General features: G+C 45.1%; 12 protein-coding genes and 1 pseudogene. 3 read left to right on the top strand and 10 right to left on the bottom strand.

Annotated features, from left to right (window positions below):
* Nucleotides 1-36: 36 nt before the first annotated feature.
* From ACFQ3W_RS00745 to ACFQ3W_RS00730, 4 genes are all read right to left on the bottom strand, one after another.
* A complete protein-coding gene (locus ACFQ3W_RS00745) occupies nucleotides 37-609 on the bottom strand; it encodes a TetR/AcrR family transcriptional regulator (protein WP_379315614.1) in 573 nt (190 codons plus the stop codon).
* Between the two features lie 47 nt (nucleotides 610-656).
* Nucleotides 657-1,427, bottom strand: a complete 771-nt coding sequence (locus ACFQ3W_RS00740) for a flavodoxin family protein (RefSeq protein ID WP_379315612.1) — start codon at nucleotides 1,425-1,427, stop codon at nucleotides 657-659.
* Nucleotides 1,428-1,980: 553 nt separating this feature from the next.
* Nucleotides 1,981-6,960 carry a pullulanase gene (locus ACFQ3W_RS00735; protein ID WP_379315610.1) on the bottom strand — a complete coding sequence of 1,660 codons (4,980 nt, stop codon included), beginning with the start codon at nucleotides 6,958-6,960 and terminating at the stop codon, nucleotides 1,981-1,983.
* Nucleotides 6,961-7,278: 318 nt separating this feature from the next.
* Nucleotides 7,279-7,575: a hypothetical protein gene (locus ACFQ3W_RS00730; protein ID WP_379315608.1), complete on the bottom strand. Its 297-nt coding sequence runs from the start codon at nucleotides 7,573-7,575 to the stop codon at nucleotides 7,279-7,281.
* Between the two features lie 280 nt (nucleotides 7,576-7,855).
* On the opposite strand from ACFQ3W_RS00730, the gene ACFQ3W_RS00725 reads away from it, so the two are divergent.
* Entirely contained in the window at nucleotides 7,856-8,146 is a 291-nt protein-coding gene (locus tag ACFQ3W_RS00725) for a helix-turn-helix domain-containing protein (protein WP_379315606.1), read from the top strand.
* 108 nt (nucleotides 8,147-8,254) lie between these two features.
* Here the strand turns inward: ACFQ3W_RS00725 and ACFQ3W_RS00720 are convergent, their stop codons facing one another.
* From ACFQ3W_RS00720 to ACFQ3W_RS00710, 3 genes are all read right to left on the bottom strand, one after another.
* Nucleotides 8,255-8,743, bottom strand: coding sequence for a PTS sugar transporter subunit IIA (locus tag ACFQ3W_RS00720; RefSeq protein WP_379315604.1), 489 nt, complete (start codon nucleotides 8,741-8,743; stop codon nucleotides 8,255-8,257).
* A gap of 62 nt (nucleotides 8,744-8,805) precedes the next feature.
* Nucleotides 8,806-10,194, bottom strand: coding sequence for a PTS transporter subunit EIIC (locus ACFQ3W_RS00715; protein WP_379315602.1), 1,389 nt, complete (start codon nucleotides 10,192-10,194; stop codon nucleotides 8,806-8,808).
* A gap of 24 nt (nucleotides 10,195-10,218) precedes the next feature.
* Nucleotides 10,219-11,688, bottom strand: a complete 1,470-nt coding sequence (locus ACFQ3W_RS00710; protein WP_379315600.1) for a family 1 glycosylhydrolase — start codon at nucleotides 11,686-11,688, stop codon at nucleotides 10,219-10,221.
* Nucleotides 11,689-11,807: 119 nt separating this feature from the next.
* Here ACFQ3W_RS00710 and ACFQ3W_RS00705 point away from each other — a divergent pair, with 119 nt between their 5' ends.
* Entirely contained in the window at nucleotides 11,808-12,863 is a 1,056-nt protein-coding gene (locus ACFQ3W_RS00705; RefSeq protein ID WP_379315598.1) for an AraC family transcriptional regulator, read from the top strand.
* 42 nt (nucleotides 12,864-12,905) lie between these two features.
* On the opposite strand, the gene ACFQ3W_RS00700 is transcribed toward ACFQ3W_RS00705, so the two are convergent.
* The 3 genes and pseudogenes from ACFQ3W_RS00700 to ACFQ3W_RS00690 form a co-directional block, all read right to left on the bottom strand.
* Nucleotides 12,906-13,613, bottom strand: coding sequence for a DNA alkylation repair protein (locus tag ACFQ3W_RS00700; RefSeq protein WP_379315596.1), 708 nt, complete (start codon nucleotides 13,611-13,613; stop codon nucleotides 12,906-12,908).
* A gap of 55 nt (nucleotides 13,614-13,668) precedes the next feature.
* Nucleotides 13,669-14,212, bottom strand: a pseudogene (locus ACFQ3W_RS00695) (formylglycine-generating enzyme family protein); the annotation flags it as partial.
* The gene (locus ACFQ3W_RS00690; protein ID WP_379316351.1) at nucleotides 14,194-14,382 is read right to left on the bottom strand and encodes a hypothetical protein; all 189 of its coding nucleotides are present in this window, start codon (nucleotides 14,380-14,382) and stop codon (nucleotides 14,194-14,196) included. The gene ACFQ3W_RS00690 and the pseudogene ACFQ3W_RS00695, both read right to left, overlap by 19 nt.
* 201 nt (nucleotides 14,383-14,583) lie before the next feature.
* On the opposite strand from ACFQ3W_RS00690, the gene ACFQ3W_RS00685 reads away from it, so the two are divergent.
* On the top strand, nucleotides 14,584-14,757 hold the full coding sequence (locus tag ACFQ3W_RS00685; protein ID WP_379315594.1) for a helix-turn-helix domain-containing protein: 174 nt from the start codon (nucleotides 14,584-14,586) through the stop codon (nucleotides 14,755-14,757).
* Nucleotides 14,758-14,781: the final 24 nt, after the last annotated feature.

The raw sequence follows: 14,781 nt of genomic DNA, 5'->3' as shown, positions 1-14,781 counted from the left end.
CCAAATCCTCCTATACCATCGTTATATCATTACGAACTAACTGGTGAGGCCTTTTAGCGTAAACTCTGTAAGGTAATCTATAATCTGCGGGAAATGTTGAAGTCCGATTTCCTCCTTATGGGTTTCGACGGTAACGATGGCTGTGAAAATAGCCATAATGGTCTCGCTGTCAATATCGTTCCTCATTTTCCCTTCAGTTTGCCATTTTTTGATGATCTCCGAAAAACTGTTGTACATGAAATTAACCTGTTCCAGGCCTTTTTTCTCACGGAAATGCTGCTCTATTTTGCTGAACACGTCCTTGTTGTACCATTCCTTCAGGATTGGATTCGAATTCATGCCTTTCAAATTCAGTGACATTAATTCTTTAACTAAAATCAGCGGATCTTCATCCGGGTTAATGGATTCCAGAATGTCTTTCTTAAGCTTTTCGTTTTCTTCCATAAATATCGTCATGAAAAGATCCTCTTTAGAGGAGTAGTAATTGTAAAACGTACCCGTCCCGATTCCCGCCGCTTTTGTTATATCGGATACATTGGTATCCTTAAAGCCGTTTAGACTGAACAGTTCTTTTCCGCAATCAAATATGTCTTTTCTCGTATCCTTCAATGAATGATCCTCCTATATGTTCTGCTTATTAAGTCGGCGCCGTTTTGCTAATTTTGTCTGGACATCAGACGTCCCATATAATCAAAAATCCGTCCTGCCAGTTTTTTGACGGGCCCCAAGGAAACATCGTAATAATAATCCGACTCAAACCAGCCTTTTTCCTTGTAGTGCCGATAATCACAATATTTGTCGCTGAGCATTACTTTCATACTTGTCCTGGACATCCGGAACATCATCAGTCTGAAAAAAGAAGGAGATGGAGGTTCAGGATGCATAAGCACTTTGTAAAATCTCGCGGCAGCCTTTTTGATTTTGTGTGAATTCTTGTCCCGGATAGCCGTTGTTATAGGCTCCAGTGTCTTTAGAGCGCAGCCTTTCGAAACTCTGAATCCAAAATTTTCTCCCATATTGCCGAGATACTTCACAATCGCGCCGCCTCCGAAAATACCCTGCGTGACAATGGCCGTAGAGGCTTTGCCGAAAAAACGCGGCCGATGAAAAATAAATGCGAGCCGATCCAATAGATTCTTCATTGGCGCCGAAACATGAAATGAGTAATTCGGTGTGGCGAAAATAACTCCGTCGGAATGGTTGATTTTATCAATCAGCAAATCGCGGTCATCCCGTAGAGGGCAAAATTGTTCACCTTTATCAAAACACTGCTTGCAGCCTATACAATAATCAAGCCTATAGTCTTTTAACCAAACATACTCTAAGTCAATCTCCGTGTACGATTTCATATATTTCTCAAATTCACGGACGGCTTCATAAGTTGCCTTCTTTCGAGCACTACCCATAAACGCGGTAACTTTTTTCATTAGAGGCCACCCTCCTACACATAACACAAGCTAGTGAATGAATAAAAAATTATTCATTCATATTGTAGTACCAACCTATTTCCCCGTCAAGCTTTTTAAAGACGGATTGCACGTTTGAGCCCCATACCCTTTTTTTGTTCTACGCCCTGCTCCCTGCAGCTTTTGAAACTCGGTAGTTTTTGCGTTTGCTCGCATCCATTTAGGTTCTTAGGTTCTTTCCCCTCTCACCATTCACCATTAAATGTATTTAGTACATCTATTTCTGGGCAAAATGTGGTTTTTGGGATTTTAGATGCAAAATGTACATTTAAATTGGGCTAATTTGTATGAAAAGGGTTATTTTATTCCTTTTAGATGTACTTTTTGCATTTAAATGCTCAATACTTCCAATAAGGCGCTGTTTAACTGTATTAAATGCATTTAAAACCATCAGCAGATCTAAAACCCCGTTCCTTTTCTTCATTTGCTTAAGCGTATACTTATATTTCCGCAAAATTCCAGTATATCTAAAAGACGCCCGGATGCATTTATCCGGGCGTCTAAATTTATCCGTTTATTTCACTAGATTCACCAAATTCAACACGGCCTGCGCGCTCTCTGCACGGGTCGCAGTCTCCTGAGGCATAAATCTTCCTGGGCCCTGTCCTTTCATTAAGCCCCATGTGAGGACATGGCCCACTTCATCTTCGGCCCAAGATGAGATTAGGTCCTTATCCGCTACGACCGCCCCCGATCTGGCCCTCGGTGAGACTTCTCCGCCTTTGAGGCGGTAAGCGCGGGCAAGCATGACCGCCATTTCCTCGCGGCTAATGCTGGCGTTCGGGGTGAAGAAGCCTTTGCTTGCTCCGTTCACCAGTCCGTGTTGAACGGCTGCCGCAACAGCGGAAGCGTACCAGGCCTTGCTGTCCACATCTTTGAAGGAAGCTCCTTCCTGACCCTCAAGCCCCAGACCCAATGATCGAACCAGCATCACCGTAAATTGTGCCCGCGTCACATCCAGATCGGGATTGAAAATGGTATCGTTTGTCCCTTCCACGATATGCTTTGCTGCCAGTTCCTGAATAGCCGCCCCCACCCAATGGCTAGCGAGATCCGCAAATGCTTTGTCATACTCCAGTACGGCATATTTGCCGCCATGATCAACATTTGCTGTTAGCAGGCCGTTCACCAAAGTTCCGCCAACGTACTGAAGGCTTCCTTGGCTCCCCAGCAAGTATCCTCCAGCCAATTTGCCATTGATCCCTGCCTTCATTTCAAAGGTTACCGAAACGGGTGCGGCAAAATGATCCGGCTTATATTCCTTGCCATCCTTCATTTTTACGGAAAGGTTGATATCGTATACCTGGCTTCCCAGCTTAAGCTTAAGCTTTTTATCTGCCTCCGCTTTTGCCAGATATTCCTCCGTTGTCTGCGGCTCGCTTGCCGCCAGTTTGAGTGAGATCGCCGCATCCCCGGTGGAGCTACCGGAAGGGATCAGTTTCTGCAGCCCCTTCAATACAGATGAAGGAAGCTGTACGGTCAGACCGCCCGCTTGGATTTCAAGCGGCTTCGAATCCAGAAGCTCCCCGGCTTTCACCGGAAGCATTACTTCCTGATCCTGCCCACCGAGCTGAACCACTACTTTGTCCTTGCCACTACGCAGCGACTCTTCCTTGATGACGATTTGGCCTTGAGCTGGAGAAACATTAGAGGCGTTCCCCGGGGCAGTGACCGTTCCGCTACCTTGGCTTCCTGTGGAAGTTCCTCCACCGGTGCCGCCCCCTGGATTGCCTTCCCCTCCGCCAGCCGGCATGTTGATCACGACGGCGGTCAAAGGATCAAGTGTCAGCGATTTGGCGGTTAACGCAAAGCCCGATTTGGCTTTGACCCCGCTGGCTCCCGCCTCGTCATTGTCGACCAGCACTTTACCTGAGGTTAAATCCTGGTCAAGCGTGAGCGATCTTGCTTTTGAATCGGCATTTATAAACACGTAATACGTGCCGGTTCCATCCGTCGCCTGCGTTTTATAGCCAATCACTAAATCCTGGGCTTTGACTTCAGGAACATTCAGAAGCGTCACACGGCTGTTGACTAGAGATTGATCACCCAATCTAAAGGCATTGGTCGATTCCCGCAACTGGATCAATCCGGCCGTGTACGTACGGGTTTTGTTATTTTCCGGATAAACCTTATCATCGGTTGCCTTTTTCCAGTCGAATTTGTTGATCGCATCGGAAGAATCGTAGGAATCGTGAATAAAATAGCCAAAGCTCTTTCCGGACGCATCCTTAAGCTCGGTATACTTCTGCTCGGGTACGCCTTCGCCCAACCACTGTTTCGTCCGGCCGTATTCCTGACCTGCTTGGAGGAAGGCCGTTCCCTGCGAGGTCAGCGTCAGCAGATTGCCAAGCCGGACTCGCTTAAGAATTTCCTGATTGTTCTCGGGGATCGCAGGGTCCTTCTTGATCGATTGCGCGATGACATCGTACAGCGGCAGGTTGTCATGCGCTTCGATGTACTGCACCATATCGCCCGGATCGTCCGCCGGGGTATTGCTTGGCTGTCCCTTAACATTTTTGAAAATCGTCTGAATATCGCGAGCCCCGCCTGTAATAAATCTCGGTTCCCCCTCGCTGCCAAATCCGGATTTCAATTCGTTGCGGAATTCATCGGAAAATACGCCGACATCGTTCGTTTCGTCCATCCAATCCTGATCGGCGCCTTTTCCCGCAAGGGACGGGTCGGAAGCTGCACCGCCAAACGTTCTCCAGCCTTCACCGATGAACAGCGCCTTCGGATTGATCGCTGCGGCGGCATTATAGGCGTGTTGTATGGCATCATTGGTCGCGTCACCCATCATGTCGTAGCGCATGCCGTCGATTTTATATTCGCTGAACCAGTATTTGACGGAATCCACCATCAGCTTCTCGGCCATTTTGTGATTCGTGGCCAAATTGTTGCCAAACCCGCCGATGAAATTGCCGTTCGCATCCTGAAATGCATAATAGTTAGGCACGATATCGTTCAAAAAATCGGACTTTGACATATGCGTGTATACCACGTCCAGCACGACGCCCATGCCTTCCTCATGAATGGCGTTAATCATCGCCTTGAGCTCTTTGATTCTCAGCTCCGGGTCCTTAGGGTTCTCGGAGTAGGCCCCGTCCGGCGAAAAATAGCTTTGCGGATCATAACCCCAGTTGTATTCGTTATTTTGTGTAGAATACTTAAGCTCCCTTTCCTTCATCGCTGCCTCATCGCCGTAATACCAGGCCATCACAGGCAGCAACTGGACATGAGTCACGCCGAGGGATTTGATGTACGCAAGCTTCTCCTTAAAGGCGCCATAGGTTCCCCATGTAGCGTTATGCAGGTCGTTTGCAATCGAAGGATCCGAAGTAAAATCCCTTACGTGGATTTCCCAGACCACCGCATCTTCTCTCTTCTCATAACCCGGGATATGCGCTAAACCGTAGCCTGCCGGATTTGTTCCACTCAAATCGACGATCGCGGCTTTGCCGACGGTATCGCCATCCGGGCCGGGCTCCCCTTTCGTATTCACTCTGAATTCAGCCATGGATTTGGCGTAAGGGTCCAGCACCTTTTTAGTCACGCCGTTGTTCGTTACCTCGTACTGATAGAAGTACCCTTTGAAATCCGAAATCCCGAGATCTCCCGGTTTCAGCTTGACGGACCATACTCCTTTGCCGCCTTTGACCAATTCGCTATAGCCGATTAGCTGGGCCGCATCGTCTTTGCTGTATACATTCACCTTCACAGCCGATGCCGTCGGGGCCCACAGCTTCAGCTGCGCTCCACCTGCCTGATAGACTGCACCAAGGTCGCTGCCATCATAATAGTACATGGCGTCCAGCGCTCTCCAGCCGGTGGAAGCGGATACAGTTTGGCCCGCATAAGCTACCTTTAACGGAACATCGTCAAGAGTGAACTGGGCTGTAACTTCCACCGTAGTTGTTCCGGTAATCTGCACATTGTCGATGGCGACATCCTGGCCTTTATTATTTTGAATATGAAGCTCATTTTTTAAAGCATCTGCCTCCAATCCGTCTGTCATCGTAAAGCCAAGCCGCAGCTTGCCTGGGGTTAGAACTTCCGCCGAAACCAGCCCTGTTGCCAATTCACTAAACGGAGAAACGTAGACATTGCTATCTCCCTCTTTGACAAAAAGATGTTTGTACCGGTCCAGCAACGCAAAGCTCTTGTCGCCCCCATCCTTGCCTGCATCCCCTTTGGACGGATCGAGCACTAAAAAGTTGATTTTCTTGGCGTTCGCTTTTACGGGAATGTCCACATAGGCACCGTAGCGGTCCGTCTGTCCATTCGGGAGCATCGTTGCACCTGTCGGCCAGTCTTTGGATGGTGTAACTACATCATCTCCCCACAGCCACAAGCCGTACGATGAGTATTTCCCGTCCTGTCTTGTATAGTGAATCCGAACCGTATCTGCGGGAAGCTCCACCGGTTCGAAATGATAAACGTTGTCCGAACCCTCATTAAACCATACTTCGTTCATACTCGGGGAAACAATAGCAAAATTTTTGTCGCCCCCGTCCTTATTGCCGCTCACCCGATCGACCACGACGATTCCGACCTTCTGACCGCCTTCCTTGAGCGGAATGTCTACAAAAGCGCCGTAGCTATCCGTTTGCCCAGCCGGAAACGGCGTGGCCCCCGAAGGCCAGCCTTTTGAAGGCTTCGCTACATCCTTAAACAACCACAGCCCCATCGAATTATAGTTTCCATCCGCCCGCTTGTAATGAACCCGCAAGTGATGATCTGCAATCGGCTCCGCAGGCGATACGGGAACCGTATACTCCGCCGAAACCTCGTGATTGACAGCATTGTATTTGAAGGTAACCTTCAAATCTTGGGGCAGCTTCAGCGATTCTCTTACTGATGGGTATATCTCACTGGATGGATCGTTCCCCAGTGCTATTTGATATTCATGATCCCCGGCATAGACATCCGCTGTCACCGTATACACCTGATCATAGTCCGGGTCCTGCATAATGAGCTTCGCATCCGCCGGAGACCAGTTTGCCGCTTCCCCAATCCCGGTCTGAAAACTGCCGATCACTCTTGGAAAGTGATCTTTTGCAATAGGCGTGTAATAGGTGGAGTCCGCAATCTTGTGTGTGTAGTCATTGTAATAAAAGGTTACCTTAGAATCCTGAGGCAGAGTAATTTGAATGTTTCCGTCCTTATTCGCGCCGTTCGGATTGGAATACTTGTCAAAGCCGTAGTTAGTATCCCAGGTCCCGTTAAGTGCTATCTTGTACTGGTACGTCCCGGCAGGTAAATCCCCCGTGAACGCATACTCGCCGTTTCCCAAACTAGTTAAGATGGTAGCCTCCGACGCGGGGTCCCAATCGCTCGATGCTCCAAGCTTTGACTGAAGATCGCCCACCAACACCACTTTGCTCGTCCCGCCATCCGCGTTCGCCTGAGCCGGCGGAATACCAAGCATGGAACCTACAAGGATGAAAACCATGATCACAGACCATATCCGCTTGTTCGCTGCAGCCTTACTCATGCACACTGATCCTCCTTGTTCAACACCGTTTTTGTTTTTGTGCAAACGTTTTCACAACAGTGTAAAAGATACTCCGGCCATTTTGCGAACATTGCTAGCCGGAATACCTAAAAAGACTAACCATATTAACATACGATCAAGAAAACGTTTGCATTCCAATTTTATTCCATGACTTCAGTCGCGTCAATTCATCTTTTGTACTACTTGTCTGCTTTTTTATATGGACAAAAATAGTTAATCGTTCCTTCCTCAGCATCAAATGAACGGGGCCTCGTAAAGAAGTGTTAGGCAAAAAGACACTCGGTGGAAGCCGGGTGTCTACGAATCATTCAGCAACGCAATAACAAGTTGCACGCCATCTCGTACGCCTTGCATATACAAGCGTTCATTCTCGGAAGCGCGCCTGAAGAGATGCTTATCCTCCCATTCCATAAACCCCGGCAGCCTTGTTTTATCCACGCCCGGAAACATGGCATCAAAGGCTTCGTGCTCTTCGGCGCGAAGCTTACGCAGGTCGGGCTGACGTTCGATTTGAGCCATAACGGCATCCAACCGTTGCTGAATCGCGCTTTGAAACCATGGCGGAATCTGCATCGCCTCTGGTCCTCCTTCCAAATTACCTAGCTTGATCACTATACGAATCCGCTTTTTTCGTACAACTGGAAAATGAGTTCATCCACTTTTCTGCTCTGGGCTTGGAGAGCGTCGTTTTCAAAAAGAGGGATTCCCCGTTCGATAGATTTAAGCCCCAATTCATTTAACTTTCGTCTCTCCATCTCTAGTGCAATAAGTAAAGGAGTCATCAACAGACCTCCATTTTCTGTAATTAGATTAAGTAAAATAATTACATTTTGTTGAAAACTTTATCTGTTGTGGTTAGTATAACAGACTGATAATGGACTTAAAAGGGGAAATTTATTTGTACGAGTCCATGATCATCAAGCAAATCATCGGGAAAACGGTCAAAGCCATACGTATCAAACAAGGCTTAACCCAAGAGGATCTAGCGCACGAATGCAATGTAGATCGATCTTATATTTCCATGATTGAAGTTGGCCGGAATGAACCATCCGTTACTAAAATATTTGAACTTTGCAGTGGCTTAAAAATCAAGCCCTCGGATTTTTTCAAACTAGTTGAAAATGAATATGCGATGCGGCAGAAGAAGGGTGAAGAGAACAGATAAGAGCGGGATGCAAGGCTAATGGTAGCCTATCCCGCTCTTATTGTTTGTTGTTCTCTATCAAGATAAGAAGACCACACAACCGCTATCCGGCCAGAAAATCGGACTTTTTTAGTTTAAGTGTATCCGAATTGTCGTCTCCGCAGTTGTATTCCCTTGGTTAACTTCTACGGATTTCACCTTATCCTGACCATTCGGAACGATGACCGGAGTGACAACAGTGTAACCCGCTTGCTCGATGGCAGCGATATCAAATTCAAGCAGCAGTTGTCCTTCCTCAATGGAATCACCTGTCTTGACATGAGCGGTGAAACCTTCACCCTTAAGAGAAACAGTGTTCATCCCCACATGGATCAGAATCTGAAAGCCACACTCATCTTCCAGTATGATGGCATGTTTGCTCTTGTCCATCAGATGGGCAACCTTGCCCTTAAAAGGAGAGAATACCTTACCCGTTTCAGGCTGTATAGCTATACCTTTCCCCATTACCCCACTGGAAAATGCTTCGTCCTCTACCTGTTCAAGAGGTACAATTTTGCCAACGAGAGGCAATGAAATCTCTCGAACCTTCAAAGCTTGTTTCTTTCTAAAACCAAACATAAATGATCCTCCTAAATGCCTTAGTTTTCCGGACTCCGGTCAACCTCTCAATGATGATTTGCTTACTTCTCTTCCCCTCTGGCTATTTTGAAACCAGTTATATAGGAGATAATAAGACCAATAACAAAAGTAGACAAGATCGAGATAACCATTAGTAACAGATTAGTCAGCCCACCTTTGGGATCGGCGTATACAGGCAAAGAAGTAATTCCGGGCATAACAAAGGCAAAACATTTAACCCCAAATATAACCGTTAATGCCCCGCCAATACCATTGGCTATCATAGCACTGATAAATGGTGTTTTGTGGACGAAGTTTACTGTATACATCGCCGGTTCAGAGATGCCGAGAAATGCGGAGAAGCTTGTTGAGAACGCGGCCGAACGGACTTTTTTGTCCTTCATTCTTAGTGCAGCGCCAAATGCGGCTCCAGATTCAGCCATATTGTGGCAAAAGGATATTGGCAGCAAGTAATCATACCCCAGCGAAGAAATGTTTTGTATTTGTATAGGTGAGGTGGATTGATGCATACCGGTTAAAACGATTAGGGGTGTGAAGAACCCTAGTAGAAAACCTGCAAATATACCAAAGGTATCAAAAAGCCAGACAATGCCGTCAGCGAGGTAAATACCTCCATAAGCACCTAAGGGGGCAATCACCAATAGGGCAATAGGAACGGAAATGATCAATGTAACCGAGGGCACCACAACCATCTTCAGTACACTTGGAATAAACTTGTCTACCGTCCGGTAAATAATAGCCATTAAACCGACACCCAGAATAACGGGAAAAACAGAGTTGGCATAATTAAAAACCGGAATGTGCAAATTGAACAGGCTAAAGGCTGAATCCTTATTGTTCAGTGCATCCACAAAACTTGGATATAGTAGTGCCCCAGCCATACAGATCCCTAAATAGTCATTGACCTTAAACTTTCTGGCGGATGAAACCGCTAACAAGAAAGGCAGGAAATAAAAGGGAATGTCAGCTATCAGATTGAACAGCGCCAGGGTCGTACTCCCCTCGTCCACCCATTTCAAACTCAAAATGATCGCTAGAATCCCTTTTAGAATCCCGCCTGCAACGAGTGCAGGCAGAATAGGTGCGAAGATGCCGGAAATAACATCCAGAATGGCATTTAATGAGACCTTTCTTTTTTGCGGCTGATCGCTGTGAGGCTCGGCGTGATGGTCGGCGGAATTTTCCGTTTTCAAGAGTTTATCAACTTCCTTAAAAACCTGTTCCACGTTCGTTCCGATAATCACTTGATACTGTCCATTTTGAATAGCGGTGCCCATGACTCCGGGAACGGAATTGATCTTCTTCATATCTGCTTTGCTGTCATCCGCTAAATTAAATCGCAATCTGGTAACGCAATGCAAATAAGTTGTAATGTTTTCTTTACCACCAAGCAAACTAACGACTTGCTCTGCAGTAGCTTTAGTATTCATAGAATTACCTTCTTTCGAAAGGATTTAGTCGAGGTCTTCCCCATTGCTCTCAATGCATTTTTTATACCAGTAAAACGAATCTTTTCTGAATCGTTTGCCTGACCCATTGCCGCCGTTGTCCAGGTCAACATAAATAGTTCCATAACGTTTATCCATTGTAAGCGGCCCGCAAGAAACTATATCGATAATTCCCCACATCGTGTAAGCAAGGAGTTCAACCCCATCAATAACAGCTTCCTTCATTTCTTTAATATGTTTTCTCAGGTAATCAATTCTGTAGGGGTCGTGAACTTCTCCGCTGTCCGTGAGTGTATCGTAGGCGCCAAGACCATTTTCAGCAATAATTATAGGTAACTGGTATCTGTCATAAACCTGATTTAGCGTAAATCGAAGACCGACTGAATCTATTTGCCACCCCCACTCACTCCCTTCCAAATAAGGGTTTTTCTTGCCGATGATCAAATTGCCCGCTGTTTTCTCCCATCCTTCAATATTGGTAGATACTTGTGAAAAGTAGTATGAGAAAGACACAAAATCAACTGTGCCATTTTGCAAAACTTCAAGATCCCCTTCGTCCATAGCGATTTTAATGTTCAGTTCTTCAAAATAACGATTAATGTATTTCGGATAACTTCCTCTTGCCATTACATCCAGGTAAAGCCAGTTGGAATACTGATCATCCAGGATAGCCTGCATATTATCCTCTGGTTTGCATGTGGCCGGGTAAGTTGTAAACCTGGCAATCATGGCACCAATTTTTTTGCCCGGAACCATCCTGTGGCCAATTTGCACTGCTTTTGCGCTGCATAGGAACTGGTGATGCAGACATTGGAAAATTTCCTGATCCATATGTTCCTCATTGCCCGGAATCAAGCAAACTCCATCCCAAGGGGAAAATTTAGCTGCGTTGATCTCATTGAACGGCAACCAAAAATCCACGTATTCGCCAAGTCTTTCATACAAAACGGTTACGTATCTTTCGAAGAATTTAATGATCTCTCTGTTCTTCCACCCCCCGTATTTAACTACGAGATTGACAGGAATATCATAATGAATCATTGTTGCCAAGACCTTCATGTTATATTTCTTGCATTCTGAAAACAGGTCAATATAGAATTGAATGCCCTCTTCATTAGGTGATTCATCATCACCATTAGGGAATATTCTCGACCAACTAATGGATGTTCTGAAAATTTCAAGGCCCATTTCCGCCATTAGCTTCAAATCTTCTTTATAATTGTTGTAAAAATTGATCCCTCTTCGCAAAGGATAATATTCGGTTGAATCCTCTTGTAAAGCTGCTTTGAATTCATCAAGAGAGAATGGGTTGTTTTGATGCTTTTCTTCAATCTCCTCCGGCGTCCACTTAGAATCCAGATATCTTAAATCTTGGGTAGAAACACCTTTGCCTCCTTCCTTAAAGCCTCCATCTGCCTGAGAACAAGCTATTGCTCCTCCCCATAAAAATTCACTATTGAATCCAGTAGGTTTCACTATCGATCTCTCCCCTTCACTATGTTTACAAGCCAATAATACAAAAGAAAGCGTTTTAAAAAAACGGCAAATATGATATAATTCTTTATCAAATTCGTTACCGGAGGGCATGGTTATTTATGGATACTCAAAAGCTTCATAGAGAAATATTTAAGGTCTCGGATGGTGAAAAATGGCATTTGGAGCATCCAGGTTTATTTAGCCCATTTTACGAAAAGCTGCAAAAAGAATATTATAACGATCAGCTATGCTACTGCTTTGATTTTGTAAATACATTAAAAGAGAATTCTGTAGGAATCGTCAGGGAATCGAGATTTACCGAAATCCCTCTGCATTATCATAAGGATATGGAATTAAGCATCGTATACTCGGGAGAATGTACTTTTAATATTCAAGGGAATGATATGAGGCTAACAACGGGGGACGTATGCATTATAGACACGGATGTCATTCACAGCGCTAAATATAAAGGAGAAAATGACATTGTATTTAATATTGTTTTTCGCAAATCCTTTTTTAGTTCAAATTTTTTAGCAGAAGTCGCCGACAAGGGTATACTCGGTGATTTTTTTCTGAATGCCATTATTGACAATAGATCTCATGATAACTACCTTGTGTTTCGTACCAAAGAAAACCCTAAGTTTTTTTCCATTGTTGATTTGCTTTTGTTCGAATACTATTGGCCTTCTTCCTGTCATGCAAGCCTTATCGAGCATTACTTGTCCATTTTATTTTTGGAACTAATCAATACTCTCCATCAAAATACAGCAAGTTATTATCAATTTAATGAAAATCAAAAGAATATGATGAAAATCTTAAAATATATCGAGGAGAATTTCTCTAACTGCTCTTTGGCCGGTTTGACTAAGCACACCCACTTTTCCACCAGTTATATCTTCAAATTGCTTAAGTCAATGACAGGCAGTAACTTCTCTGCTCTAAAGCTTCAGCAACAATTAAAACGGGCGGAATTTCTGCTAATCAATACATCGCTCTCAATTACTGGAATCATTGAGCAAGTAGGACTTAAAAATCCTACCTATTTCTATAATAAATTTAAAGAAGTCTATAACAAAACACCTTCCGAATACAGAAAAATGTTTGCACACAGAAACCAGTCGGTTGGGCTCCGTGCGGAACAAGAAGAGATCAGGTTCTTTACAAAACTGGATTAGGCAGCAAAAAAGAGGGGTTCACCGCCCCCTCTTTACGCCCATTTAACACCGTACATGCTTTCGTTTGAAACCAAGCTGTCCTTTATCTACTGCTTTTTGAATGCTGTCGGAAGCTTGCAGGATGCTGCTTTTCTTCTTGTCCCGTTTGATTTCCACCGGGCCGACTGCCTTTGCGGTCTTGACCGCTTTATCATGGAGCGGCAAATAGGATACCCCGACGGTATAAATAAAATTGTTCATCGCGGATTTCGTTCGTTCGGGAGACTCGTGAATCGTCTGTTCTGCCATCTCCAGCATTTTGGCGAGTTTGCTTTCGGAAAATTCGCTGTCCGGTCGACTCCCCAAAAGCCAGCAGTAACAGCTCCAGCCCGCCGACATTCTCAGCTCTTCGCCGCTGGCGATCCACTTATCGGCAACCTCTTGGGCAATATCCGCCTCCGCCAAGGTTACGGCCACTACAAAATCGGACAGCATATAGAAATATGCCCTCTCCATCCAACGCTCAAAATCCGCTTCTGTCATCGCCTTCGGATCAGCTATGATGCCGGCAAAGTACATCGCGTCGTAGTTCCCTGTAGCGTAAAGCTGATCCGCCAAAGGCTGATTGATTTTGATTTTTTTGAAAAGAGGTTTCATATCTCCTGTAGCCACGCCAAAAAGCGGTTCTCGCGCGCCGTTGGATACGTACATTTTTTTAAGTCGTTCTTTGCCGAGAGCTTCAAGCTCCTGCATAACCATTTCTAGATTCATTGTTCACCAACTCCTGGTAGTTTCAATTCTAATTTTTGGGATAGTCTGTTCCCGTTTACTCGCTCCGACTCACACGAAAGCCTTGATCGGGGCCAAAACCATTGGCTTCGAACTTGCCCCGAAAAGACAGCTCGCCGCTGCCAACGTCGCCAATCCAACCGCCGCCCTTCACAACCCGAAAAGTACCGTTAATACTATTCAAGTCTTCCCCGTACCAATTCAAGCACCATTCCCTTACGTTACCTGACATATCATAAAGCCCTAGCTCGTTCGGTTTCTTGACACCGACCGATCGGGTTTGACTATGGTTATTTTCGATGGCAGGCCAGTTCCGTTGGCAGCCGATAACCGTTAGTTCCCGCATTCATCGTTACAGTCCATTTTATAGTATCGTTTTCGCTCTTATTGTTCGGGTCTTTCTTACTCTTGTCTATATTGTAATAAGGCTCTAAGCCCTCTTTTATACTCCTTTGGTTACAGTACTCGACAACATCGTACCAGCTTACCATTTCTACCGGCAAATCGTCACCTGTGAATTCGGAGGGATTGCTTCCCATGACCTCCATCCACTCTTTTTGAGTTACTTCATACTGTTGAATAGTGGAAAGCAAAGGATTGTCGGTTCGTGCGACCTGTAACCAAACCAAACTGCCTTTCCTTCAATATTACAGCCATTGGCATCATTGGACATATGATTTGTAACCACACTGACAACCGTATGAGTGCTAAAATCAGTAAGCTCAAAGCATGCTTTTGCCCAAACATTCATGTCTTTCATAACCATAATAGATGCGGAATCGTGAGTATAATTGTTTCAAGTTAACTCCTCCTCGTATTTCGTAATGGAAGTATTGTCACAAGCCCTATTTCCGCCATTTGGATCAAATCCCTAAAATTATTCAAGATAAAAAAAGAGCTGCAATCTCAAGTGAGACTGCAGCAGATGATTTCATTTATACAAGGAAATTTCATGAATTCAGTGACGCTTCAGGATATTTCAAATGCAGCACAAAAGCTTCTGAATGCCGCAACCCTAAGTGTCAATGAGATCTGTTTAATGTGTGGTTTTAATTCACCAAGCTATTTTACTAAAGTTTTCAGTGCAAAAATCGGTGTGACACCCAGTGACTACAGAAATACATGATACTTATATAATAAGCCTGTTTTG

Source organism: Paenibacillus puldeungensis (assembly GCF_042678945.1).
Lineage (GTDB): Bacteria > Bacillota > Bacilli > Paenibacillales > Paenibacillaceae > Fontibacillus > Fontibacillus puldeungensis.
Note: the sequence above shows the minus strand (reverse complement) of the source record. Positions and strands in the feature narration are given on the sequence as shown.

Coding starts and splice junctions, on each gene's coding strand:
- ACFQ3W_RS00735 (WP_379315610.1), bottom strand. CDS start 6,960: ATGAGTAAGGCTGCAGCGAACAAGCGGATATGGTCTGTGATCATGGTT.
- ACFQ3W_RS00700 (WP_379315596.1), bottom strand. CDS start 13,613: ATGAATCTAGAAATGGTTATGCAGGAGCTTGAAGCTCTCGGCAAAGAA.
- ACFQ3W_RS00690 (WP_379316351.1), bottom strand. CDS start 14,382: ATGAATGTTTGGGCAAAAGCATGCTTTGAGCTTACTGATTTTAGCACT.
- ACFQ3W_RS00725 (WP_379315606.1), top strand. CDS start 7,856: ATGGACTTAAAAGGGGAAATTTATTTGTACGAGTCCATGATCATCAAG.
- ACFQ3W_RS00705 (WP_379315598.1), top strand. CDS start 11,808: ATGGATACTCAAAAGCTTCATAGAGAAATATTTAAGGTCTCGGATGGT.
- ACFQ3W_RS00715 (WP_379315602.1), bottom strand. CDS start 10,194: ATGAATACTAAAGCTACTGCAGAGCAAGTCGTTAGTTTGCTTGGTGGT.
- ACFQ3W_RS00740 (WP_379315612.1), bottom strand. CDS start 1,427: ATGAAAAAAGTTACCGCGTTTATGGGTAGTGCTCGAAAGAAGGCAACT.
- ACFQ3W_RS00685 (WP_379315594.1), top strand. CDS start 14,584: ATGAATTCAGTGACGCTTCAGGATATTTCAAATGCAGCACAAAAGCTT.
- ACFQ3W_RS00720 (WP_379315604.1), bottom strand. CDS start 8,743: ATGTTTGGTTTTAGAAAGAAACAAGCTTTGAAGGTTCGAGAGATTTCA.